At 46.4% G+C, this 22,888-nt stretch carries 21 protein-coding genes and 1 riboswitch; of the genes, 3 read left to right on the top strand and 18 right to left on the bottom strand.

What is annotated here, in order from left to right; all coding sequences use genetic code 11:
* Nucleotides 1–4: 4 nt before the first annotated feature.
* The 6 genes from T360_RS0100290 to T360_RS0100265 form a co-directional block, all read right to left on the bottom strand.
* Complete coding sequence (locus tag T360_RS0100290) at nucleotides 5–1,498, bottom strand: 4Fe-4S binding protein (RefSeq protein WP_028911008.1); 1,494 nt, start codon at nucleotides 1,496–1,498, stop codon at nucleotides 5–7.
* Nucleotides 1,499–1,521: 23 nt separating this feature from the next.
* Complete coding sequence (gene tatC / locus T360_RS0100285) at nucleotides 1,522–2,268, bottom strand: twin-arginine translocase subunit TatC (protein ID WP_028911007.1); 747 nt, start codon at nucleotides 2,266–2,268, stop codon at nucleotides 1,522–1,524.
* Nucleotides 2,261–2,446, bottom strand: a complete 186-nt coding sequence (locus T360_RS0100280) for a twin-arginine translocase TatA/TatE family subunit (protein WP_028911006.1) — start codon at nucleotides 2,444–2,446, stop codon at nucleotides 2,261–2,263. The genes tatC and T360_RS0100280 overlap by 8 nt, the downstream gene beginning before the upstream one ends.
* A gap of 83 nt (nucleotides 2,447–2,529) precedes the next feature.
* Nucleotides 2,530–3,429 (bottom strand): helix-hairpin-helix domain-containing protein, encoded by a 900-nt coding sequence (locus T360_RS0100275; protein ID WP_028911005.1) that lies wholly within the window; start codon nucleotides 3,427–3,429, stop codon nucleotides 2,530–2,532.
* A complete protein-coding gene (locus T360_RS0100270) occupies nucleotides 3,426–4,778 on the bottom strand; it encodes a sodium-dependent transporter (protein WP_028911004.1) in 1,353 nt (450 codons plus the stop codon). Before T360_RS0100270 ends, T360_RS0100275 begins: the two co-directional genes overlap by 4 nt.
* Nucleotides 4,779–4,780: 2 nt before the next feature.
* On the bottom strand, nucleotides 4,781–6,145 hold the full coding sequence (locus tag T360_RS0100265; protein WP_028911003.1) for a sodium-dependent transporter: 1,365 nt from the start codon (nucleotides 6,143–6,145) through the stop codon (nucleotides 4,781–4,783).
* A gap of 114 nt (nucleotides 6,146–6,259) precedes the next feature.
* Here T360_RS0100265 and T360_RS15905 point away from each other — a divergent pair, with 114 nt between their 5' ends.
* Entirely contained in the window at nucleotides 6,260–6,613 is a 354-nt protein-coding gene (locus T360_RS15905; protein WP_231488007.1) for a VanZ family protein, read from the top strand.
* Here T360_RS15905 and T360_RS0100260 read toward each other — a convergent pair.
* The 7 genes from T360_RS0100260 to T360_RS0100230 form a co-directional block, all read right to left on the bottom strand.
* The gene (locus T360_RS0100260; protein WP_028911002.1) at nucleotides 6,558–7,073 is read right to left on the bottom strand and encodes a CYTH domain-containing protein; all 516 of its coding nucleotides are present in this window, start codon (nucleotides 7,071–7,073) and stop codon (nucleotides 6,558–6,560) included. The two genes, T360_RS15905 and T360_RS0100260, sit on opposite strands and share 56 nt — an antisense overlap.
* Complete coding sequence (locus T360_RS16320; RefSeq protein WP_028911001.1) at nucleotides 7,074–7,232, bottom strand: hypothetical protein; 159 nt, start codon at nucleotides 7,230–7,232, stop codon at nucleotides 7,074–7,076.
* Nucleotides 7,233–7,259: 27 nt separating this feature from the next.
* Nucleotides 7,260–8,384 (bottom strand): peptide chain release factor 2, encoded by a 1,125-nt coding sequence (gene prfB / locus T360_RS0100250; protein ID WP_028911000.1) that lies wholly within the window; start codon nucleotides 8,382–8,384, stop codon nucleotides 7,260–7,262.
* 5 nt (nucleotides 8,385–8,389) lie between these two features.
* Nucleotides 8,390–10,198 (bottom strand): long-chain fatty acid--CoA ligase, encoded by a 1,809-nt coding sequence (locus tag T360_RS0100245; RefSeq protein ID WP_028910999.1) that lies wholly within the window; start codon nucleotides 10,196–10,198, stop codon nucleotides 8,390–8,392.
* A 77-nt stretch (nucleotides 10,199–10,275) separates the two neighbouring features.
* Complete coding sequence (gene pnuC / locus T360_RS0100240; protein ID WP_028910998.1) at nucleotides 10,276–10,860, bottom strand: nicotinamide riboside transporter PnuC; 585 nt, start codon at nucleotides 10,858–10,860, stop codon at nucleotides 10,276–10,278.
* A complete protein-coding gene (locus tag T360_RS0100235) occupies nucleotides 10,860–13,211 on the bottom strand; it encodes a TonB-dependent receptor (RefSeq protein WP_028910997.1) in 2,352 nt (783 codons plus the stop codon). Before T360_RS0100235 ends, pnuC begins: the two co-directional genes overlap by 1 nt.
* Before the next feature lie 7 nt (nucleotides 13,212–13,218).
* A riboswitch (TPP riboswitch) is annotated at nucleotides 13,219–13,313 on the bottom strand.
* Between the two features lie 162 nt (nucleotides 13,314–13,475).
* The gene (locus T360_RS0100230; RefSeq protein WP_028910996.1) at nucleotides 13,476–15,212 is read right to left on the bottom strand and encodes a Na/Pi cotransporter family protein; all 1,737 of its coding nucleotides are present in this window, start codon (nucleotides 15,210–15,212) and stop codon (nucleotides 13,476–13,478) included.
* A gap of 125 nt (nucleotides 15,213–15,337) precedes the next feature.
* Here T360_RS0100230 and T360_RS0100225 point away from each other — a divergent pair, with 125 nt between their 5' ends.
* Nucleotides 15,338–16,999, top strand: a complete 1,662-nt coding sequence (locus tag T360_RS0100225; protein WP_028910995.1) for a nucleoside kinase — start codon at nucleotides 15,338–15,340, stop codon at nucleotides 16,997–16,999.
* Here the strand turns inward: T360_RS0100225 and polA are convergent.
* Complete coding sequence (gene polA, locus T360_RS0100220; RefSeq protein WP_028910994.1) at nucleotides 16,996–19,761, bottom strand: DNA polymerase I; 2,766 nt, start codon at nucleotides 19,759–19,761, stop codon at nucleotides 16,996–16,998. The two genes, T360_RS0100225 and polA, sit on opposite strands and share 4 nt — an antisense overlap.
* Before the next feature lie 87 nt (nucleotides 19,762–19,848).
* On the opposite strand from polA, the gene T360_RS0100215 reads away from it, so the two are divergent.
* Nucleotides 19,849–20,823: a polyprenyl synthetase family protein gene (locus T360_RS0100215; RefSeq protein ID WP_028910993.1), complete on the top strand. Its 975-nt coding sequence runs from the start codon at nucleotides 19,849–19,851 to the stop codon at nucleotides 20,821–20,823.
* 43 nt (nucleotides 20,824–20,866) lie between these two features.
* On the opposite strand, the gene deoC is transcribed toward T360_RS0100215, so the two are convergent.
* From deoC to dtd, 4 genes are read right to left on the bottom strand one after another with little or no spacing between them, the layout of a single operon-like run.
* Nucleotides 20,867–21,808, bottom strand: coding sequence for a deoxyribose-phosphate aldolase (gene deoC, locus T360_RS0100210; protein WP_028910992.1), 942 nt, complete (start codon nucleotides 21,806–21,808; stop codon nucleotides 20,867–20,869).
* A 28-nt stretch (nucleotides 21,809–21,836) separates the two neighbouring features.
* Nucleotides 21,837–22,163, bottom strand: a complete 327-nt coding sequence (locus T360_RS0100205; RefSeq protein ID WP_028910991.1) for a nucleotide pyrophosphohydrolase — start codon at nucleotides 22,161–22,163, stop codon at nucleotides 21,837–21,839.
* Entirely contained in the window at nucleotides 22,160–22,408 is a 249-nt protein-coding gene (locus T360_RS14205; RefSeq protein ID WP_028910990.1) for a DUF4181 domain-containing protein, read from the bottom strand. Before T360_RS14205 ends, T360_RS0100205 begins: the two co-directional genes overlap by 4 nt.
* Before the next feature lie 3 nt (nucleotides 22,409–22,411).
* Nucleotides 22,412–22,864 carry a D-aminoacyl-tRNA deacylase gene (dtd, locus tag T360_RS0100195; RefSeq protein WP_028910989.1) on the bottom strand — a complete coding sequence of 151 codons (453 nt, stop codon included), beginning with the start codon at nucleotides 22,862–22,864 and terminating at the stop codon, nucleotides 22,412–22,414.
* Nucleotides 22,865–22,888: the final 24 nt, after the last annotated feature.

Below are 22,888 nucleotides of genomic sequence, written 5' to 3'. Positions count from 1 at the left end.
CTCCTTAAATCTTTTTGTGAACTTCGTGTCCCTCAACATAGATAGCTGAGAATGGACGTGATGGACAAACATACTCGCAGGCGCCGCAGCCTATGCAGGCAGCCTCGTTGATAGCAGGAACCATGGGTGACTCCTCGTCGTTCTCATCAAGTGGAACCATCTCGATAGCACCCGATGGACAGTGGCGGGCACAGTTGCCGCACTCTACGCCATCGGTGATGGGTACGCAGTTCTTCTTAATCCATACGGCATGACCAATCTGGATAGCTGTCTTCTCCTCCTTGTCAATAGCCTGAATGGCGCCTGCAGGGCATACCTCAGAGCAGCGTGTGCACTCTGGACGGCAGTAGCCATGTTCGTACGACATGGTGGGCTGCATCAGGTGCATCAAATCAGAAGAAGGGCGCAACACCTGGTTGGGGCACTCTGATACACAAAGCTGACAGCCTGTGCAGCGTGTGGCCAGATTCTGGAACGAGAGCGAACCTGGGGGTGTCAGAGGTGTCTGGCGCTCAGGAGCTACCTTATCCTCGATTTCGGCCAAGCCGCCGTCCATCAGTTTCTCCTTTTTCTGAGCCATAGCAGCTGTTGACACCAAGGCCGATGCCAGCAGGAAGCTGCGCTTAGAGGCATCGATAGGGCTGGTTGCATTGGTTTTTACAGACTTATTAGCCTTGCTCGTTATTCCAGATTTGATGGTATATTCCAAGGCGCCAAACTTACACTGGTCCATGCAGTTACCACACACCACGCAGCGGGTGTAGTCGATGGAATGAGTCTTATAGTCGATGCATGCAGCCTTACAATTCTTGCTGCAGAGTGAGCAATTCTTACATTTATCTACATTAAAACGGATCTTGAACCAAGAGAAGCGGGCAAAGAACGACAAGATGGTTCCAACAGGACAAATCGTGTTACAATAGGTTCTGCCGCCTCGCCAGGCCAATACCACTAACAACACGAGTGTAGTGGCAGCAATGATGAATACAGGCATAGAGCGCATCCATGTATCCACACTGTAGAATGCATAGCTATCAGCACGCTCGGCCAGTACGGCCAGCACATTGTTGCCCATCTTCCACAAGGGTTGGAAAATCATCGTGGCTATGCGGCCATAGCTGCTATATGGCGCCAGCAACTGGAATAGTGAGCCGCAACCAGCTATGCCTGCAAAAATGAAAATAGCCAGTACAGGATAGCGCAGCCAGATAACCTCCTTAGAGTAGCTGTATTTATTTTTTTTTCTACGCAATCTGGCCAGTATGTCCTGAAAGATTCCTAAAGGACAGATGATTGAGCAGTAGATACGTCCAAAAAGAAGTGTTAGCATCAGAAGAGCTACAACGACTATCACGTTGAGTGCCATCACTGCCGGCAGGAACTGAATCTGTGCCAGCCATGAGAGCCAATGATGTAATGTCCCCGTAAAATCAAGGAATAGCAGGGTGATGAGTACAAACAGTACTGCTGCCAGAATGGTTCTTACTTTTCGTATCATAGGTCTATTATATAAGTATTTGTCTATTGAGTTATTCTTACTATTAAGATGCTCAGCTCATAGAGTAGCCAGATGGGTAGTGCCACCACGAATAGTGTAAAGGCATCTGTTGTAGGGGTGATGATGGCCGATATGATGAGTATAGCTATAAAAGCGTGTTGGCGCACAGCTTTCATCATCGTGGCATTGATAAGTTTCATTTTACCTAGTAGATAGCTTACTACAGGAAGTTCGAACACGATGCCCATCACCAGATTCATCATCAACAGCGTATCTATATACGACTGCAATGTGAGCATGTTGGCTACATCAGGACTAACCTGGTATGTGCCAAGAAATCTGACTGTCAGTGGGAATATCAGCAGATAGTTGAGTGCTGTTCCCAGCATGAACATCAGATAGCCGCTGGTGCAGAGTAGTGTGGCATATCTCTTTTCATTGTCATAGAGCGCTGGTGATACAAAGCGGAAGAGTTGGTAGATGATATAGGGTGAAGTGAGCAGGATGCCTGCGTAAAACGCTGTTTTAAGGTGAATCATGAATTGCTCAGTCAGTCCGATGTTCATCAGATGGATGCTGAATGGCTCTATGCCCATCAGGCGATATGTGATGAAGTCGCTAGTTCTTGGCGCCAATACGATGGCAAAAAGTTCGTCTTTCAAACAGAAGGCAGCTGCTGCGCCTACTGCCGCTACCACCAACACTCTGATTATCACCCCACGCAGCTCGTCGAGATGATCCCAGAACGTCATGCTAGGCGTGTCACTCATCCTTTTTCTCTTCCTTATCTGCGTCTTTTGTGATATCTGTAACTTCGTTCATTCCGTCCTTGAAGCTCTTTACACCCTTGCCGAGGCCACGCATCAGTTCAGGAATCTTCTTGCCGCCACAGAGCAGCAGAATAATCAATGCGATAACTAGTATCTCCTGGAATCCTAATCCAAACATCTTTCTCTTGATTTTAGTTTATTTTGTGCAAATATACGACTTTTCATCGATTTAACAATCATTTGCTATGATTTATTAACAAATCAGTACGCAACATAAGGTGTCAGGCGCTTGATTACGTCGGGGGTGAAGTCTTTTATAAGGCGCAGGTCATTCAAGGATTTGATGCTGCCATGCACCCGGCGATAGTCTGTGATGGCTTTGGCCATATAAAAATTGATGTATGGGTGGCGCCTTAGTTCGTTAAGTGATAATTGGTTGATATTCAGCTTGATGGTCGAAGGATTGTCTATGACCATATACTTCTTGGCTTCGGTAGGGAAATCATCGATTTCATCGAGCTGATCGATGCTGACATAACCGCCTAACTTATGGCCATACTGCACAATCTTTCGTGCATAATACGGCCCGATGCCGGGTACTGTTATCAGCGTAGTGGTGTCAGCAGTGTTGAGCGCAATGTGCTCTGTTGGTTTGATTTTATGCGGGTGCTGATAGGTGGTGGTAGTAGTGTCTTTTAGTGGGTTTAGGTTGTGATGATGAGCCGTTTCGTTATTTGCCAAGCTAGAAGCTGGAAGATAATCGTTGGAAATATGGATATAAGGTTCCAGTTGGCGGTATTGTTTTACGGTCAGACCATAGAGTTTGGCAAAGTCAAGTGGCTGGCGATAGATGCCACCTGCAGCTCGGTATTTATAGATATTCCGTACTTGCCAAGGTTGCAGTCCTAAACGAAGTAGTTGTGTGCTATCGGCAGTATTGGGGTCGAAGGGGAAAAGTTCGGTTTTCTTGGGCTTGTAGCTGGCGTAATATTCGTTTCGGGATTTAGAGAATTTGCGTGGTTTCTTCTGTTGTGCAGTTGTCGGCGTTGTCGCATCCTCTCCCGTCACACCTATCACGATGAATGCTGAAACGATGACAGCCAGCAGCGTAAGTATGACCTTGCGGTCAGACTTTTGTAGATAGAAGAATTCGCGAATCATATAATATGGAACTGATGCAGGAATATGAGTAAGATACAGAGGGGAACAATGTATTTCACTGAGAACATATAAGCATGGAAGAAGTTTGTTTTCAATGTGCCTCCATTGTCAAACTCCTGTTTCACCAGTTGCTGTTCTACCATCCATCCAATGAGGATGCTGGTAAAGAATGCACCTGCAGGAAGCATAATCTGAGCTGTGATGAAATCGCAGAAATCCATGAGCGGCATGCCAAATAGCTGCAGATTGGGGTTAGCCCCTACGGATAGCGAGCAGAATATGGCAATGAAGCTGCAAACAAGCGTCAGTATCCATGTGGCTTTGTTTCTGGGCAGGCGTAACTCTTCGTGGAAAAAGGCAGTTCCAATCTCGTGCATGGAGATGGTGGATGTTAATGCTGCAAACACCAATAGCGCATAGAAGAGTATGGAGATGACGAAGCCCACAATAGGCATGCTCTCGAAAGCCTGACGGAACACATTAGGCAGGGTGATAAAGATGAGTGAAGGACCGCTATCTGGCTGCACGCCTACAGAGAAGGCTGCAGGGAATATCATCAAACCTGCTAAGATGGCTATAAAAGAGTCGAGCAGTGCTATCTGTGTGGCAGATTTCAGTAGATTGGTATCTTTCTTGAAATAGGATGCATAGGTGCACAAACAGGCTGTACCAAGGCTCAATGAGAAGAAAGCCTGGCCTAATGCCTCCAGGAAAACACCACTGCTGACCTTCGAGAAGTCGGGCTTCAGCAGGAACTCGATACCGCGAGATGCTCCTGGTAGCAGGCATGAGGCTATAACCAATACTACCAATATCAGCAGCAGTAATGGCATCAGCAGCTTAGAGGCGCGCTCAATGCCTTTCTCAACACCCTGGGTTACCACAAAATGGGTAATAAATATGAAGCCGACTGCCCACAAACAAGGACGAATAGGGTCGCTTGAGAAGGTCTTGAAGTATTCTAAGATATAGTTGGTGTCGCCGTTTAATTGTCCGGCTATCGATGCAAACAGGTACTGCAGGCACCAACCAGCTACAACGGCATAGAAGCCCAGAATAATCGTGGAAGTAAGAATGCCCAGATAGCCGATATATCGAGCCTTTCTGAAGCCTACGTTGCCATAGGCACGTGCAGCATTCGACTGCGAATGCCGACCGACGATAAACTCGCTTATCATGCCAGGAATGCCTAATATGAGTACGCAGCCAAGATAGATGACGATAAAGGCTGCACCGCCATTCTGTCCGGTCATGAATGGGAAACGCCATATATTACCTAATCCTACAGCTGATCCTGCTGTAGTAAGAATGATTGCCAGTTTGCTACCGAATGTACCTCTCTTTTCCATGGTTAAATCAGTCCGAATTGGTGAAGGAAGATGAATAATATGCAGATGGGGCACACATACTTTACGAGGAAGATGTAGAAATGAAACAGGTGCCCATTATTAAGTGTACCCATGTTTGTGAACTCATCGTGCACAATCTTATGCGGCACAGACCAGCCGATAAAGATGCAGGTGAGGAAGCCGACGATAGGTAAGAAGAGTTGACCTGTTACGAAGTCGAACAAATCAAAGATGGTCATGCCAAACATACGATATCCTTCCCATGGACCTAATGACAGTGAGCAGATGGAGCCAACCAAAATACAGCCGATGGTGACAAATGCTGCTGCACGCTTACGGGTTGTGCCAAGTTCTTCTTCCAGGAATGCTGTGCTTACCTCGTGGAGCGACATTAATGATGTGAGCGCCGCCATCGAGAGCAAGGCGTAGAAGAGTAAAGAAATGATGTAGCCCAGACTGGCTATCTCAGCAAAAGCCTGGTGGAACACATTAGGTAGGGTGATAAATATGAGCGATGGGCCGCTATCTGGGTTTACACCTACAGAGAAAGCGGCAGGGAAGATAATCAGTCCGGCCAGCAGGGCTACCATGAAGTCGATAACGCTGATGTTGATTGCCGAAGATGTGAGATTGGTCTGCTTTGAGAAATAGCTGGCATAGGTGCAGATGCAACCCATGGCGATGCTCAGTGAATAGAATGATTGTCCCAAAGCAGCCAGGAATACATCGCTGTTCAGCTTGGTTATATCGGGCATAAACAAGAATTCAATACCTTTTTGGGCATTGGGAAGCATGCATGATGCCACAACGATGATGAGCAGCAGGATGAATAAGATGGGCATGAGCAGTTTGGAAGCACGCTCGATACCCTTTCGTACGCCATTCTCGATGATGAGATAGGTGGCAAGCAGGATCATGAAAGTCCAGAATACAGGCTTTACAGGGTCTTGTGAGAATGTAGAGAAGTATTCTTTGATATATTCAGGATTGCCCAGAAGTTTGCCTGATAGCGAGGCCCATACGTATTCGAGGCACCAACCAGACACAACGGCATAATAGCCGGAGATGAGGAATCCTGTGAGCACGCCCATGTAACCAATGAGCGACCAGATGGTGTCGCCCGACATAATGCGGAAGGCGCGGGCTGTATTGGCTTGACCATGACGACCAATGATAAACTCGCTAATCATACAAGGAATGCCGAGCAACAACACGCAAAACACATAGATGATGATGAATACTGCACCACCATTTTGTCCTGTCATATAGGGGAAACGCCATATATTGCCCAAACCAACGGCTGAACCTGCTGTGGCCAAAATAACACCTAATTTACTACCGAAACTTGCCCTTTCAAGTTTTGTCATATCAACTTTTCTTTAATTTGGTTGCAAAAGTATAAATAATTTCTTAATTTTGCACCTAAATTGCAAGTAAATATGAGTTTTTTGTTTCATTTCTTAAGAAAATACCCATTCTCAATGTTCTGTATCACATTGATATGGATACTGTCATTGATTCCCTTTTTCCCTGAGACGCCTCTTGATGATGTAGAGTTTGTGGACAAATGGGTACATATCTTGATGTATGGCGGTACGTTCACTGTGGTATGGATGGAATATACCTTTAAACATTTGCGGGCCGACTATGAGAAAATGTTTTTCTGGGGGTGGCTGGCTCCGATTTTAATGAGTGGTGTGTTGGAACTGTTGCAGGAATACTGTACAGGAGGTCATCGGGGTGGCGATTGGCTCGATTTGGCCGCCAATGCCACTGGTGTTACTCTGGCTGCTGTTCTTGGGATGCTGATTTGGTGGTTGCATTCCAAGAGGTAAAAGGGTTTTTAAGCAGGCAGGAATTATAGTATCTGCGATCGCCTGTTACTTCCTGACCGATAAAATCGGGTTTAATGAATGTTTCATCTTCTGAACTGAGTTCTACTTCGGCCATTACCAGACCTTCGTTCTCGCCATAGAACTCATCTACCTCAAAGGTGTGCTTGCCACTTGGTACGAGATAGCGAGTCTTGTCTATCTTGCCTGGTTCGCAGATGTCCATCAGATGCTGGGCTTCGTCGAGGGAAATCTCTTTCTCGAATTCGTAACGTGCCAGTCCGCCGATATCGGATGGGCCTTTGATAGTAAGATATCCGCGGCCATCACGGATGCGCACCCTGACGGTGCGGCCGCGATGACTGCAGATATAACCTTGACTAATGCGAGTGCTACTAGTGGCCAGTCGCTTATAGTCGTTGTTTTTTACAAGAAATTTGCGCTCTATTTCCAGTCCGCTCATTTACGATACGATAAAAATAGAATAAACCACAAACAGTACAGCAAGAAGTATTAATCCGCCGAAGATATACTCCAGCACTTTCTTGCCACCTTCTTCTTGTTTCTTCTGGAAAGCCTCCTTTTTCTGGACAGACTTAGTTGATTTTGCAATTTGAGCCATAGTTTTAATGATTTTATGAGTTATTCGTTATTGTTCTTCGTCGTTAACGGGGAATTCCATCAGGTAGGCCTTGATGAAATCATCAATCTTTCCATCCATCACGCCATCTACATCAGTGGTCTGATAGTTGGTGCGATGGTCTTTCACGCGACGATCGTCAAACACGTAGCTACGTATCTGACTACCCCACTCTATCTTCTTCTTTCCGGCCTCAATTTTGGCTTGAGCCTCCAGGCGCTTCTTCATGGCGCGGTCATAGAGTTGAGATTTGAGCAGCGTCATGGCGCGCTCTTTATTCTTTGGCTGGTCGCGAGTTTCTGTATTCTCGATGAGGATTTCTTCTTCTTCGCCTGTATCAGGATCGGTGTACCAATAGCGCAGTCGAACGCCTGATTCAACCTTGTTGACGTTCTGTCCACCAGCACCGCTACTGCGGAATGTGTCCCATGATAATTTGGCAGGGTCTACATATACCTCGATGGTGTCATCAACAAGTGGTGATACGAATACAGAGGCAAAGCTGGTCATACGCTTACCCTGGGCGTTGAATGGCGATACGCGCACCAGACGGTGAACGCCGTTCTCGCTCTTCAGATAGCCATAGGCATAGTCGCCACCTTCCAACTGCATGGTGACGCTCTTGATACCAGCATCGTCGCCTTCAAGGATGTTTGAGATGGTTACCTTATAACCATGAGCCTCGGCCCAGCGCATATACATTCGCATCAGCATGGAAGCCCAGTCCTGAGCCTCTGTACCACCAGCGCCACTGTTGATCTTGAGTACTGCCTCCATGGGGTCTTCCTTCTGGCGCAGCATGTTCTTCAGCTCCAAGTCTTCGATGGCTTTGATGGCTTTGGCGTAGGTCTCGTCAACCTCCTCCTCTGTCACCATCTCATCTTTGAAGAAATCGAAAGCCAATTGTAGCTCATCGGCCAGGGTGCGAACCTCTTTATAGCCATCGAGCCACTTCTTGATGCCTTTCACCTTCTTCATCTGTTCTTCGGCACGCTTACGGTCTTCCCAGAAGTCAGGTGCCTGTGTACGAAGATCTTCCTCCTCGTATTCTATCTTCTTTTTGTCAATCTCCAAATAGCGATGCAGGGCATCAGCTCTTTCGAGGACATCTTTCAATTGATCCTGAGTTATCATATATCTTATTCTGCGTACATCGCGTCAATCTCCTTCTTGTAGTTCTCGTTCAGCACGCGACGTTTAATTTTTAATGTATTTGTCAGTTCGCCTTTCTCCACGGTAAAATGATGAGGCAGCAGAGTGAATCGCTTGATCTGCTCGTAATGGGCCAGCGATTGCTGTAGCGTGTCAATACGCTCCTTCATCATCTCATTGATTTTGGGATCTTTGCAAAGCTGCTCTCTGCTCTCGAATGGAATCTTGTTTTCGCGGGCATATTCCTCAAGCAATGAATAAACGGGGATAATCAAGGCTGATACAAACTTGCGCTGATCGGCAATGATGGCTATCTGGTCGATATACTTATCTACCAGCAGCTTCGATTCAATCATCTGTGGGGCAATATACTTTCCGTTAGAGGTCTTGAAAAGGTCCTTGATACGCTCTTTCAGGAACAGCTCGCCATCTTTCAGATAGCCAGAGTCGCCAGTCTTGAAGTAGCCATCCTCAGTAAAGGCTGTCTTGGTGAGGTCGTCACGATTGTAATAGCCTCTTGTGATGGTTGGACCCTTAAGAAGAATCTCACCCTCGTCGCTAATCTTGATGTCGATGCCCTCGATGGGGATACCAACGCCGCCAACGGTGTAGGGTTTGCCAAGATGGTCGCAGCTAACGGTGGCCAGACTTTCTGTCAAGCCATAGCCGACAATCATGTTGATGCCGATAGCGTGTACGAACTCTTCTACTTTTGGATTAACGGTAGCACCTGCTGTTGGGAAGAAATTAGCATTCTCCAGGCCAAGTTCTTTGCGGACGAGCGAGAAGATGGTCTTGTTGAGCAACTCGTACTCCAAATGGAGAAAGAGTGGCGGACGCTTACCTTTCGACAGATAGTCGATATTGTGCTTCTTGCCTACGCTGAGTGCGTGGTTGAAGAGCTTGCGCTTTGGTGCGCTGGCTTTCTCAATCTGTTCGAGCACTCCCATATAGACTTTTTCCCAGAAGCGAGGTACGCTCGACATACAGGTGGGGTGAGTCTGGCGCATGGACTGCTGCACTTCCATAGGATAAGTGTTCACAATCAGGCGGGCACCTTTGGTGAGGCAGAGTATTTTCCATCCTTTCTCAAAAATATGAGTGAAAGGCAGGAAGTTCAGCACTCTGTCGTCTTCCTCCACGGGCACACATTTGCCATTAGCTACCATCGCAGCATGATACTGGCCGCAGGTAAGGATAACACCCTTTGAATCGCCTGTGGTACCGCTGGTATAGAGGATGTTGGCAATATCGTCCATTGTAGCTTGAGCCTGAAGTGACTCTACTTCGGTTTGACGGGGATAGTTCTCACCCAACTTCAGGAAATCATCGAAATACATCGAACTGAGGTCGAGCTTGGCTATATTTACGCTCTTATCAAAAACAATAATACGCTCTAATGTTGGACAAGTAGAGAAGATGCGGCGCGCCTTGTCGTATTGTTCCTGTTCGCCCACAAAGAGGAAGCGAATCTTGGCATCGCTGATCATAAACTGGATTTGCTGTTCAGAGCTGGTGGCATAGAAGGGGATGGTAACGGCACGGATTCCCCATGCACCAAAGTCGCAGAACAGATACTGTACGGAGTTCTGGGCAAATACACCAAGATTCTCTTGAACCTTAACTCCGAGGTTTAACAGGGCATTAGATACCTTCTTGACCATATCCGAGAACTGGTTCCACGAATATGATTTCCATTCTGACCCGCCAAAATCTTTGTAAATCAGTTCTTCTCGGTCGCCGTACTTCTTGGCCTGGTCATGAATTAATCGCGATAAATGACTATTCGTCTGCATATGTATTATGAATTTGTAATTCGGTGCAAAATTACGTAAAATACTGCAGATAGCCAAATTATATGGCAAAAAACCACTTAAATAGCGTGATTATCTGTCATTTGTCTCCATTTTTTGTAGCCAAAAATGGCAATAATCACATAAAGTGCGTAAAGACCGCCCTTGAAAGGGATGTCTTTGTAGAAGTAAAGAATGCAGGTTACCACATCGACAGCAATCCAGATGAACCACTGTTCCAGGTACTTATGAGCCAAGGCCCAGATACCTACGATGCTGAGTGCTGTAGTAAAACTGTCGGCTGCAGGCACATTGCTGTTGGTGAAGGTTATCAGCAGCCAGTAGATAATGCCCCAGACGGCAAGAATAATGGCGAGCCAAGGGAGGATAAGACGGCGTGGGAATCGTGTGATAGGCAGCTCTTTTTTCTCTGCCGAACCGTGCACCCATTTCCAATAGCCGTAAACGGTCATCGAAAGATAATAGAACTCCATGCCGCAATCGGCATAGAGTCCTTTTTGATAGTATAGCACAATGCCTAAGGCCTGCATCAGGAATCCTACAAACCAGAGCCATACGCTGGCACGATACTCGAACAGGATATAGAGCAGTCCGAGTAGTGTGGTAGTGATGTCGAGCCAGTGTGCTGATAGAAAGTCTGTCATTAGAATCGAAGTGTTATGTTACCCATCATTGTAAAGCCTGCCATAGGAACGAAACCAATCTGGTAGTAACGGTTGTCGTTGGGATGACCGTATTCTTCAACGATGCTTGAATAAACCCATCCGCTGGCGGCATAGCGACGGTTGAAGATGTTGTTGAAATTCAGTCCGAAGATGCACTCTTTGATGGCTTTATTGGGCTTCCAAGTGTAGTTGATGTTGGCATCAGAGGCAGAATAGCAAGGCAGTGAACGATCGGCATTCTCTGTGTTATCCAGATACTGACGACTGACGAAGTTGGTGTGCCAAACAGCCTGCAGCCCCTTCCAATGCAGGTTTACAAAACCATTCAGGATGGTTGAGGGTGAGAATGCAAGTGTAGAGTTGTCGTAGTGGATGGTGCGGAAATCGTCTTCCCAGTTGACGCTGGCCACCTCGTCGAAGTTCTTGATCTTGTTCTTGCTGAGTGCGGCGTTGCCTTCAATGCTGAGCCAAGAGGTAACATCTACCCCACCCTGAATTTCTATACCCATACGATAAGAATCCTTGATGTTTGTAGTAAGATTCTCGCCAATATCACTCTTCTCGCCAGTCTGTACGAACTGGTTGTTGTAGTCCATATAGTAGAGGTTTACGCCAAAGCGGAAGATGTCGTTATTGAAGGTATAGCCCAGCTCGTAGTCGATCAGACTTTCGGCTTTGGGGTAAGGCTTTGCACCATTGTCAGTAAAGTTGTTACGTTCTGGCTCGCGATGGCTCAGGGCTACCGAACCGTAAACGCGATGATTGTTGAGGTTCCAAGAGAATCCTGCCTTTGGATTGAGGAAGCGATACTTCTCGTCGATATTCAATACCTGATTGTTGTATCCGCTGGCTGAGTCGTAGAACTTATCGTTGATACCATTGGTCTCGTACTGTACATAGCGATACTGCAAGTCGCCGAAGATATCCCACTGCTCGTTGATGTGATAGGCGGCCTTTACAAAGGTGCTACCATCGAACTTGGTGGCATCGGAGTCGTAGTACTTATATTTGTCGGTAGGCATATATTTCTGTCGAACATCGTCGTTGGCAATGTAGGTAAGATAACCAAAGTGATTGCCGTCGAACTCCTGGAGCGACATGCCGCCGATAACATCCCATGAGTCGTCCTTATAGTTGGCATTCCATACAAAGCCGTAAGTGTTCTGGCTCAGGCCTTTCTGGCGCACAAAGTCGGTCTTTTTCACACCATCGTAAATCAATCCGAACTTCTTTAGTTTGTTCTGGGGGCGGAACTCGTTATAATAGCCATAGCCGTGAGTATAGTGCAGCGATCCGGTTACAGTCCAGTTGTCGTTGATATCGTAAGCGGCTGAAAGGATGTTGTGGTTCTGCCAGAAGTTATCGGTGGTCTTTGGCCAGTAGCTGCCATTGTTCATCTGATAGCGGGCTGTAGGATAGTTGCCGTTGGCATCTTTTTCGTAGCTAGTCAGGTATTCGTAAAGCGAATTGTATTTGCCCAGACCTGCATTCCACATATCCTTGTAGGTCTTGATTCCTGTGTTGCTGCCATAGGTGCCGTCCATCAGGCTCATGTCGTTGTCTCCTGCTGTTACGCCGTTCCATGCCTGACCGGTTTTTTCAAAGTTTCCGATATTCTTATAGCGTATCTGGAACTTATCGCCAATCCAGGTGAGTCCGCCGTAGTAAGAACCGCTGCGCCCGCTGGTTCCGTGGATAAAGCCATCGGTATTGGTCTCGTGATAAGCACCATCAAAAATCAGATGGTTCCACAGCAAACCTGTTGAGAACTTTCCACCTACATTAAAGGTGTTGAACGAGCCGTAAGAAAAGCTAACCTCTCCCCCAGCCTTCTGACTTGGAATGGCTGATGCGAGTGCTACAGTTCCGCCAAAGGCGCCATCGCCGTTAGTTGATGAACCCACACCGCGCTGAATCTGAACAGAGCCCAGCAGCGAACCGTACGAGTTCATGTTTACCCAGAAAACACACTGATCCTCAGGCGAATTCAAGGGCACACCATCTAATGTGACGTTGATACGCGAGTCGGCAGCACCGCGAATGCGCATATAAGTAGTACCTGTGCCCAGTCCGTTTTCGCTCCATGCCAGTATGCCTGGGGTTTGCGAAAAGAGGAATGGCAACTCTTTACCTGTGTTTGAGAAAGCGTTAAGCTCTTTTTTCTTGATGTTTGCTACTGCAAATGGTGCATTTTTCTGTGTTCTAACACCTTTTACTACAATTTCGTTCAGCGCTTCTACCTGTGTAGAATCGTAGAGTGCTGCTTTGTTCTGTGCATTAGCACCTGCTGCACACACTAATGCAGCCATGACGAAAACAAATCTTTTCATGTCTTAAATTCTTTAATTAATACATCCCTACGCTGGCATAATCCAGATCAGGTTCGAGGGTGTTATCTCAGCCTACACTCGTAGGCACCCCTTGATAATCGTGTGCAAAGGTAGTGATTATTTCTTTAATGGCCATATTTTTCGGGTAGTTTTTTGTTCTTAGGCTTATAGCTTGTGATGTGTTTTCAATAAAGAAACTATCAGTTTCCGCCTTGGAAACTGATAGTTTCTACCTTTGAAACCAATGTATTCTGGCTTCTTTATCTAGCGAAGTCCCATTCGGGCTTCTACAACGTTTACTACATAGTCGCCCAGCTTCTCACACTCGTTAATCAGGTCCATATAAATGGTACCAACGGCGTAAGTGTACTCGCGGTTGTTGATATCGTTGATGTTCTGCGACTTCAGTTGGTCGCGGAAGTTATTGATTTCGTGCTCGATATTGAACGTACGGTTTACATCGAACGACTCTTTGCGGCCCATCATCAGACGGTTCATCTGTGAGAGCGACTGGTCGGTGAGTTCCATCATCTGATGGATATGGTTATACTGCTTCTCGTTGAAGTGGTCTTGTTTGCCGTTATACTTCCTCGAAATGGTACGAGCCATATTGAAACAGGCGTCGCCAATACTCTCTAACTCGCTGATTTCACGCAACATAGCGCGTATCTTGGCCTTTGAGTCGTCAGACAGGTGGGCATCGCTCACAGAGTTAAGATAGTTGGCAATCTCAATCTCCATATTGTCGCTGATGCCTTCGTATTTCTCAATGCGTGTATAGAGCTTGTTAAACTCGCTGTCGCGATTATCCTTCTTGTCGCTTGAGCTCGAAGAGAGGGTGAGCAGTTCGCGAACCATATTGAACATGCGCTGCATACGATCAGAGAACGACTGGATTTCTTTTTGTGCCTCGAGAACCGAAAGCTCTGGGGTTTTCATGAAACCGGCAGTAATAAAGTGCAGGCGGAAGTCTTCTTCCTCGTCCACCTTCTTTGGCTTGATAATCCAGCATACAAAGCGCTCGATTTGTGGGATAAACCAAATAAGGATAAAGGTATTGGCCACGTTGAAACAGGTGTGGAAGGCTGCCAGCACAAAGCTCAGCTTGGCAGCATTTGCCAGGAATACGTGTGTATCTACGGTGCCTTTCACCATATCTACATCGTAGCCCACCATACCGCAAACGGCATCGATGAACGGACGGAACACAAACAGAATCCAAATCACACCAAACACATTGAAGAACATGTGGGCGAGGGCAGCTCTACGAGCCTGCGTGTTGGCCGATAGGGCAGCGAGGTTTGATGTAATAGTGGTTCCGATATTTTCACCCATCACCAGTGCGATACCTTGATAGATGGGCAGGGCACCGCTTGAACAGAGTATCATGGTGATGGCCATGACGGCTGCTGATGACTGTACGCAGAAGGTGAGTACACCGCCAAGGAACAGGAATATCAGGGTGGTGGAGAACGAGTCGGGGTCGAACGACGCAAAGAAGTCGAGTAGGGCCTGGTTCTCACCCAGATGCATCTCGGTGCCTGTCATTCTCAGTGTGCCCAGTCCCATCAGCAGGAACGAGAGGCCGAACAGGAAGTCGCCGATATAGCGGTATTTCTTCTGATAAATCAGTATAATGCCAAGGAAAAATGCTGGATAAACAGCGCTGGTGATGTCGAACGACATACCTGCCGACATAATCCAGGCGGTGAGTGTGGTTCCGATGTTGGCGCCCATGATAACCGAGATGGCCTGAGCCAAGGTTAACAAGCCGGCGTTGACAAACGAAACAGTCATTACGGTGGTGGCTGTAGATGACTGTACTGAAGCTGTAACAAGCATACCCGTGAGCATGCCAGTAAAGCGATTGGTTGTCATCGCACCTAACACATGGCGTAACTGTGGTCCCGCCATCTTCTGCAATGCTTCACTCATCGACTTCATACCGAACATCAACAGAGCAAGCGATCCCAGAAGTTTGAAAATAATCCAGATTGACATAAAAAAACGTAATTATATTTAGTAAATCGGGGACAAAGATAAAAAAAAACTCTGAAATGTCGGTTAAGATTTCAGAAAAATGTTATCTTTGCAGGAAAATTAGTCTAAAACATCATTTATCGCTTATGGAAAAATTAGTGAAAGTTCATGTATTGAATAACGATAGGGTAGTGGAGGTTCCTATCGGTTCTAACCTTGAAGAGGTTTATAACGCTGCTGGTGTTGAGATTCCTCATGGTGCTATTTCGGCCCATGTTAATAATAAGGTAGAAGGCATGCATTATCGTGTGTATAAACAGAAACAGGTAGAGTTTCTTGATATCTGCTCGTCGAGCGGCTCGCGTGCTTATACCAGGACCTTGTTCTTTGTGCTCTGTAAAGCTGTTCACGACCTCTTTACGCCTAGTAAGGTGGCTATCGATATACCAGTTTCAAATGGTTACTTCGTAAATCTCAATATCGGTCGTCCTATCACGCTTGATGATGTGGGTGTCATCCGTCGTCGTATGCAGGAAATCATCGACGCAGCTCTGCCTATACACCGTTATGAGACGACTACAAAAGAGGCTATCGAGATATTTGAAATCTTGCATAATCGTTCGAAGGTGAAACTGCTGAAAAGTACTGGTCGACTGTTTACTACATACTATGATATCGATGGTTATGTGGATTATTACTATGGCTCGCTGCTCACCAACACTTCGCAGCTCTATCTCTTCGGGCTTGAGAAGTATTTCGATGGTTTGTTGCTGCGCCTACCCTCACGAGAGCATCCTAATGAACTGGGTGAGATGACGCATCAGGATAAGATGTTTGGCATATTCAAGGAGCACCACCAGTGGCAGGATATTCTGGAACTGCGCACTATCGGCGACCTGAACGAGGCTATTATGAATGGGCGTTCATCAGAACTGATCCAGATCAGTGAGGCCCTGCAGGAGAAAAAGATTGCGAAGATAGCCGATGAGATAGCGCAGCGTAAGGGTATAAAACTGGTGCTGATAGCTGGTCCGTCGTCTTCGGGAAAGACCACCACTTGTAAGCGTCTTAGTGTGCAGTTGGCCGTAAATGGTATTCACCCTATAGGCATCTCGCTCGATGATTATTTCCTGGATCGTGATAAAACACCAAGAGACGAGAAGGGCGACTATGATTTCGAGCATCTTCATGCCTTAAATTTGCCTTTGCTTAACGAGCAGTTGGCAGCGCTTTTCAGAGGCGAAGAGATTGAGTTGCCACGTTATAACTTCCAGAAGGGTTGTAGCGAGTGGAGTGGTAAAAAACTGCAACTGAAGGGTAATGAAGTACTGGTTGTTGAGGGTATCCATGCCTTGAATCCCGAACTTACAGCTGATATCCCTAATGAGCAGATATTCCGTGTTTACGCCTCGGCTCTTACCACTATTCTGCTTGATAATCATAACTATATCCCCACAACGGATAACCGCTTGCTGCGTCGCATTATACGCGATTATAAGTATCGTGGTGTGAGTGCGCAGGAGTCTATTCGTCGTTGGCCTAGTGTTAGGAAGGGTGAGAATCGCTGGATATTCCCATTCCAGGAGAATGCTGATGCGATGTTTAATACGGCGATGCTGTTTGAGTTGGCTGTTATCAAGAGTCAGGCTGAGCCGTTGTTAGAGCAGGTTCCAGAAGACTCGAAGGAACATGCAGAGGCTTATCGCCTGCTGAAGTTCCTTCGTTATATCCGTCCTATTCCTGAGACTCAGATTCCACCAACATCGCTGTTGCGCGAGTTCCTAGGCGGGTCGTCGTTTAATTATTAATGAGCCTCGAGCCAATTCTGACCAAAACCGGAATCGGCTACCAATGGCACACTTAAGTTCAGGGCATTCTGCATCTCTTCGAGCACGATGCCCTCTACTTTTTCCTTCTCGTCGGGATAGACTGAGAAGTTTAGTTCGTCGTGCACCTGCAGAATCATTTTTGAGCGTATGCCTTCGGCTTTAAAGCGGTTGTAGATGCGAATCATGGCCACCTTGATGATATCGGCTGCTGTGCCTTGAATGGGGGCATTGATGGCATTTCGTTCTGCAAATCCTCGTACGGTAGCGTTGTGAGAGTTGATATCTGGCAGATAGCGGCGGCGGCCGAATAGGGTAGTGACGTAACCTTTCTCGCGTGCCACTTCTTTAGATTTTTCCATATAGTAGTGAACCTGTGGGAAGGTCTGGAAGTAGCCGTCTATCAGCATTTTAGCTTCGTCGCGAGGGATGTCCAGGCGCTCGGCAAGTCCAAATACTGTGATGCCGTAGATGATGCCGAAGTTGGCACGTTTCGACTTGGTGCGCTCGTCGCGTGTTACGTCTTCTATTGCTTTTTTATAGATGTTGGCTGCTGTAGCTGCATGCAAATCCTTGCCTTCGTTGAATACGCGTACCATATTCTCGTCTTGTGACAGATGAGCCATCACGCGTAGTTCTATCTGACTATAGTCGGCTGAAAAGAACAGACATCCAGGCTCTGGTATGAAGGCTTTTCGAATTTCTTTTCCGTCTTCACCTCGGATGGGGATATTCTGCAGATTCGGGTCGCTGCTCGACAGGCGACCTGTGGCTGTGATTGTTTGATTAAAAGAGGTATGTATATGCCCAGTCTTGGGATTTATCAGCTTGGGTAGGGCGTCGATATAGGTGCCTATAAGCTTCTTTAAACCTCTGTGTTCCAATATGTCTGCCACTATCTCGTGCTTGTTGCGAAGCTGCTGAAGCACCTCTTCAGATGTGACATACTGGCCCGTCTTGGTTTTCTTGGCTTTTTCCACAATCTTGAGTTTGTCAAAGAGTATCTCGCCGACTTGTTTGGGAGATGCAATATTGAATTGCTCTCCTGCCAATTCGTAGATACGTGCTTCGATTTCGTTCATGCGATTGGTGAATTGTTTTGACGTCTCAGCCAGCGATGTTGTGTCTAGGCATACACCGTTCATCTCCATTTCTGCCAGTACGGGCATCAGTGGCATCTCTATATTATAAAATAGGTCTTCGCACTCGGCTTTCTTCAACTCTGGTTCTAACTTGTTCTTTAGTCGCAGCGTGATGTCGGCATCTTCGGCAGCGTATTCGTATATCTGCGAGGGTGGGAGAGCACGCATCGATTTCTGATTCTTACCTTTAGGACCGATGAGCTCTTCGATATGGATGGTTTGGTAGTTCAGATAGATTTCTGCCATGTAGTCCATATTGTGATGCAGTTCGGGTTGGATGAGATAGTGGGCTATCATTGTGTCCCACATCTGTCCGGCCAGTTGGATGTCGTAATTGCGCAGCACCTCAAGGTCGTACTTCAAATTCTGTCCGATCTTTAGGATTTCTGGATTCTCATAGACAGGTTTAAAGATATTAACAATTTGCAACGCTTCTTCACGATTGGCTGGAATGGGCACGTAAAACGCCTCGAATTCCTTCACGGCGAAGCTCAAACCTACCAATTCTGCGTCGATGGCGTTGGTTGATGTCGTCTCTGTGTCTAGACTGAGAATTTTGTTTGTCAAGAAATAATCACGCAATTTTTTCAAATCTGCCTGATTTTCAACGAGTTTGTAGTTGTGAAGCGTTGTTTTTACCGTCTCAAAACTCGCGTTTTTGCTTTCTTCTTGCCCGTCGGGCGCAAATTCTGCAAAGAGATCAAGTTGAACATTAGCGACTTTTTGCGGTTTTTGACTTTTTTTAAGAACTCTGTCGGCAAAGCTTTTCATCTCGAGTTCGAGGAGAAGTTTGCTAAGTTCATCTTCGTTTGGCTCCACAAGTTTGAGTGCTTCCATATCGAGGTTGATTGGAACGTCGGTTTTGATGGTGGCCAGGAAGTAGCTCATCTTGATGTCGTCGATGTGCTCTTCAACTTTTTCGCGCAGCTTACCTTTGATTTCGCTTGAGCGTGCCAGCATCTCTTCGATGCTGCCAAATTCATTGATCAGTTTGGCAGCAGTTTTTTCTCCAACACCAGGACAGCCTGGGAAGTTATCGGCAGAGTCGCCCATGAGTGCCAGTAGATCGATGACTGCGGTAGGAGAGGGGATGCCGTATTTTTCGCATACCTCTTTAGGACCCATTGTTTCATATCCGCCACCATGTCGAGGACGGAAGATAAACACCTTTTCGCTGACCAACTGTCCGTAGTCTTTATCTGGTGTGAGCATAAAAGTCTCGATTCCATCGGCTCCAGCTTTGGTGGCTAAGGTGCCAATGACATCATCGGCCTCGTATCCATCTACCTGTAGGATGGGTATGCGATAGGCCTTTAGCAGGTCTTTAATAATTGGAACTGCTTTGCGTATATCCTCTGGTGTTTCCTCTCTTTGGGCTTTATAGGCAGGGAATGCCTCGCTGCGGAACGTGGGGCCATGGGGGTCGAAGGCCACGCCGATATGTGTGGGCTTCTCTTTTGTGAGCACCTCGTTGAGGGTGTTTAAGAATCCCATAATGGCACTGGTATTCAGGCCTTTCGAGTTAATTCTTGGGTTTTTGATGAACGCATAATAACTGCGATAAATAAGCGCATAAGCGTCTAAAAGAAACAATTTCTGCATAACTTTCTTAATTTTCTGCTCAAAATTACAAAAATATTTCTGAATAAGAGAAATATTTCCTAATTTTGTAGCAAAATTCTACTTGTTATGGATTATTTATCTACGATAAGAAAGCCCATCGAAGGCGAAATGGACAACTTCGTCGAGTTGTTCAAGCAAACGCTTTCGCATGGTGATGGTATGTTGGAGCAGGTTCTTTCTCATATTCGTCAGCGTGGGGGAAAGCGCATGCGTCCTATGCTTATTTTGCTTACAGCTAAAAATTGTGGCGAGGTCCTGGAAGTTACACAGAATGCTGCCTTAGGTCTTGAGTTGCTGCATACTGCCAGTTTGGTTCACGACGATGTTGTGGATGAGAGTGATCAGCGTCGTGGTCAGCCTTCAGTCAATGCTTCTTATAATAATAAGGTGGCTGTCTTGGTGGGTGATTACATCTTGAGTACAGCGTTGCTTCGTGTAGCACTTTCAAATAATCATGAAATCGTACAGAATCTTGCTGAGTTAGGACGTACATTGGCTGCCGGAGAGATTCTTCAGCTCTCTAATATATCTAATAAGGACATCTCGGAAGATGCTTATTATCAGGTGATTGAGAAGAAAACAGCGGTGCTGTTTGAAGCTTGTTGCAAACTAGGTGCCATCTCTGTAGGTGCATCACGTGATATGGTAGAAAAAGCATCACAATTTGGACATAATATTGGTATGATTTTCCAGATACGTGATGATATTTTTGACTATTATGATTCTAAAGAGATAGGTAAGCCTACTGGCAATGATATGATTGAAGGCAAGCTCACATTACCTATTATTTATTCACTTACTCATTATGAGTCGCCTGCCATGATGAAGTTGGCCAGGAAGGTGAAAAATGGTACAATCAATACCGATGAGATTGCCGTTCTGATTGAGTTTGCCAAGCAGTATGGTGGCATTAAATATGCTGAAAAGAAGATGGAACAGTTGGCTAAGGAGGCGCAAGTTTTCATTGATGAATGCGTGAAACCTGAACTCAAAGATGCATTCAATGCTTATTTAGAGTACGTTATTCAGCGTAATGTTTAAAAATAAAGAATATCTCCCCACTGGTAGGGGAGATATTTTGTTTTTAGAAGAATTTTACTTCCTCGCCAATAACCTCGCTCAGTAGCAGGTTGGCAAGGCGTGATGTGCCCATGCGGAACATCTGGTTGGTGAGCCATTTCTCGCCCAGAACCTCTTTCACGATGGTGTAGTATATCAGTGCGTCCATCACGCTGTTAAGGCCTCCAGCGGGCTTAAATCCTATCATAATGCCGGTTTCATCGTAGTACTCCTTGATGGCCTGACACATCACGTAAGCAGCCTCTGGTGTAGCTGCTGGCTCAAGCTTACCTGTAGAGGTCTTGATATAATCAGCACCAGCATACATAGCCAGGATAGATGCGGTCTTGATGTTCTGTGCAGTCTTCAGGCAACCTGTCTCCAGGATTACCTTCAGCTTCTTGTCGCCGCAGGCTTCCTTCATCTGCTGTATCTCGTCGATGCAAGTCTCGTAGTCGCCTGAGAGGAATGCGCCAACACTCAGCACCATATCAATCTCTGTGGCACCATCTTTCACAGCCAGACTTGTCTCGATGGTCTTCACCTCGATGAGTGCCTGTGATGAGGGGAATGAACCAGAAACGCAAGCAACCTCTACGCCTTCGATTTCGAGGGTCTCAGAAACCACTTTGGCAAAGCGTGGATATACGCAGATAGTGGCTACGTGGGGTAGGTGAGGGTATTTCTCCTCGAACTGGTTAACGCGCTCTGTAAAGGCCAGTACGCTCTCGTCGCTATCAGTAGTCTTCAAGGTGGTAAGTTCCACGCTTCCCATCAAGAATTTCTTAACCTCAAGGGTATCGTTCTGTGCTACTTTCTCGGCAATGATTGTCTTCACTGCTTCTTTTACTTCCTCGTCGGTAATATCGAGGTTGTACTTACTCAGAGCCTCTTCCATACGGCTCTTCTGTGGCATCTCAAAGTGGTGATGATGCTCGTGCTCGTGATCATGTTTGTGTTCTGCCATAATCGTAAATGTTTTATTGTTAAAACTGTTATGCTTTTAATTTCTCGTTTTGTATGTGGCGGAGTGAATCGCGCTGCGTTTTCTTGTCGATGGATTTCTTTAGTTCTGCAGTCAGATCCACGCCAGTTTGGTTGGCCAGACAAATCAGTACCCAGAGTATATCTGCCATTTCTTCACCCAGATTGTCTTTCTCGCCAGCCTTAAAGCTCTGGTCGCCGTATTTGCGTGCCATCACGCGGGCCAGTTCGCCTACTTCTTCGGTTAAAACAGCCATATTTGTCAGTTCCGAAAAGTAGCGTACTCCATACTCTTTTATCCAGCGGTCAACTGTTTCCTGTGCTTCTTTGATTGTCATTTTGCCATTACCATTTGAATGATTAGTAAGAAGATGCAAACCAGCAGAATGATGATGTATTGCTTGTTTTCGCGCTCGTATTCGCGCCAATGGAATGCCTTGTAGAGGAATACAGCTACAAACATCAGTAATCCCACGCCGCATGGCCAGGCACCGATGGCATAGCTTTTAATCATCGACATGACCACGCCGATAATCAGCAATAACGCGCTCGCTAATTCGAGTTCTTTCAGATATTTTTTCATCGATTATTCCTTGTTTTTGGTGTCCATGCAGATGGTTACAGGACCATCGTTCAGCAGTTCTACCTTCATGTCGGCTCCAAACTCGCCTGTAGCTACCTGCTTGCCTATGGCTTCGGAAAGCTGCTGGCAGAATGCGTTGTAGAGTGGTATAGAGTGCTCGTGCGAACCTGCACGGAACCATGAGGGACGATTACCTTTCTTATACGATGCATAGAGCGTGAACTGACTGACTACCAGACAGTTACCGTCAATTTCTTGTATTGAACGGTTCATCACGTCGTTTTCGTCGTTAAACACGCGTAGATTAGCTATCTTTTTCACCAGCCAGTCAACATCTTCTAAGGAATCCTCATTGCATACGCCTAGAAGAATCAAGTATCCCTGATCAATCTGACCATTGATTTTGCCGTCGATGGTTACGCTGGCGTGGGTGACGCGTTGTATAACTGCTCTCATTTTGATTTGCTATTTTGCCGCAAA

This window comes from Prevotella sp. MA2016 (assembly GCF_000619825.1).
Classification (GTDB): Bacteria; Bacteroidota; Bacteroidia; order Bacteroidales; family Bacteroidaceae; genus Prevotella.
This window is presented reverse-complemented; position numbering and strand designations above follow the sequence as displayed.

Excerpts from the sequence above, each read along its gene's own strand:
- prfB (WP_028911000.1), bottom strand. The coding sequence starts at position 8,384 with ATGATAACTCAGGATCAATTGAAAGATGTCCTCGAAAGAGCTGATGCC.
- polA (WP_028910994.1), bottom strand. The coding sequence starts at position 19,761 with ATGCAGAAATTGTTTCTTTTAGACGCTTATGCGCTTATTTATCGCAGT.
- tatC (WP_028911007.1), bottom strand. The coding sequence starts at position 2,268 with ATGAGTGACACGCCTAGCATGACGTTCTGGGATCATCTCGACGAGCTG.
- T360_RS0100290 (WP_028911008.1), bottom strand. The coding sequence starts at position 1,498 with ATGATACGAAAAGTAAGAACCATTCTGGCAGCAGTACTGTTTGTACTC.
- T360_RS0100275 (WP_028911005.1), bottom strand. The coding sequence starts at position 3,429 with ATGATTCGCGAATTCTTCTATCTACAAAAGTCTGACCGCAAGGTCATA.
- T360_RS16320 (WP_028911001.1), bottom strand. The coding sequence starts at position 7,232 with ATGGCTCAAATTGCAAAATCAACTAAGTCTGTCCAGAAAAAGGAGGCT.
- T360_RS0100235 (WP_028910997.1), bottom strand. The coding sequence starts at position 13,211 with ATGAAAAGATTTGTTTTCGTCATGGCTGCATTAGTGTGTGCAGCAGGT.
- T360_RS0100270 (WP_028911004.1), bottom strand. The coding sequence starts at position 4,778 with ATGGAAAAGAGAGGTACATTCGGTAGCAAACTGGCAATCATTCTTACT.
- T360_RS14205 (WP_028910990.1), bottom strand. The coding sequence starts at position 22,408 with ATGAAAAAATATCTGAAAGAACTCGAATTAGCGAGCGCGTTATTGCTG.
- T360_RS0100265 (WP_028911003.1), bottom strand. The coding sequence starts at position 6,145 with ATGACAAAACTTGAAAGGGCAAGTTTCGGTAGTAAATTAGGTGTTATT.
- T360_RS0100260 (WP_028911002.1), bottom strand. The coding sequence starts at position 7,073 with ATGAGCGGACTGGAAATAGAGCGCAAATTTCTTGTAAAAAACAACGAC.
- deoC (WP_028910992.1), bottom strand. The coding sequence starts at position 21,808 with ATGGCAGAACACAAACATGATCACGAGCACGAGCATCATCACCACTTT.
- T360_RS15905 (WP_231488007.1), top strand. The coding sequence starts at position 6,260 with ATGTTCTGTATCACATTGATATGGATACTGTCATTGATTCCCTTTTTC.
- pnuC (WP_028910998.1), bottom strand. The coding sequence starts at position 10,860 with ATGACAGACTTTCTATCAGCACACTGGCTCGACATCACTACCACACTA.
- dtd (WP_028910989.1), bottom strand. The coding sequence starts at position 22,864 with ATGAGAGCAGTTATACAACGCGTCACCCACGCCAGCGTAACCATCGAC.
- T360_RS0100280 (WP_028911006.1), bottom strand. The coding sequence starts at position 2,446 with ATGTTTGGATTAGGATTCCAGGAGATACTAGTTATCGCATTGATTATT.
- T360_RS0100245 (WP_028910999.1), bottom strand. The coding sequence starts at position 10,198 with ATGCAGACGAATAGTCATTTATCGCGATTAATTCATGACCAGGCCAAG.
- T360_RS0100205 (WP_028910991.1), bottom strand. The coding sequence starts at position 22,163 with ATGACAATCAAAGAAGCACAGGAAACAGTTGACCGCTGGATAAAAGAG.
- T360_RS0100225 (WP_028910995.1), top strand. The coding sequence starts at position 15,338 with ATGGAAAAATTAGTGAAAGTTCATGTATTGAATAACGATAGGGTAGTG.
- T360_RS0100230 (WP_028910996.1), bottom strand. The coding sequence starts at position 15,212 with ATGTCAATCTGGATTATTTTCAAACTTCTGGGATCGCTTGCTCTGTTG.
- T360_RS0100215 (WP_028910993.1), top strand. The coding sequence starts at position 19,849 with ATGGATTATTTATCTACGATAAGAAAGCCCATCGAAGGCGAAATGGAC.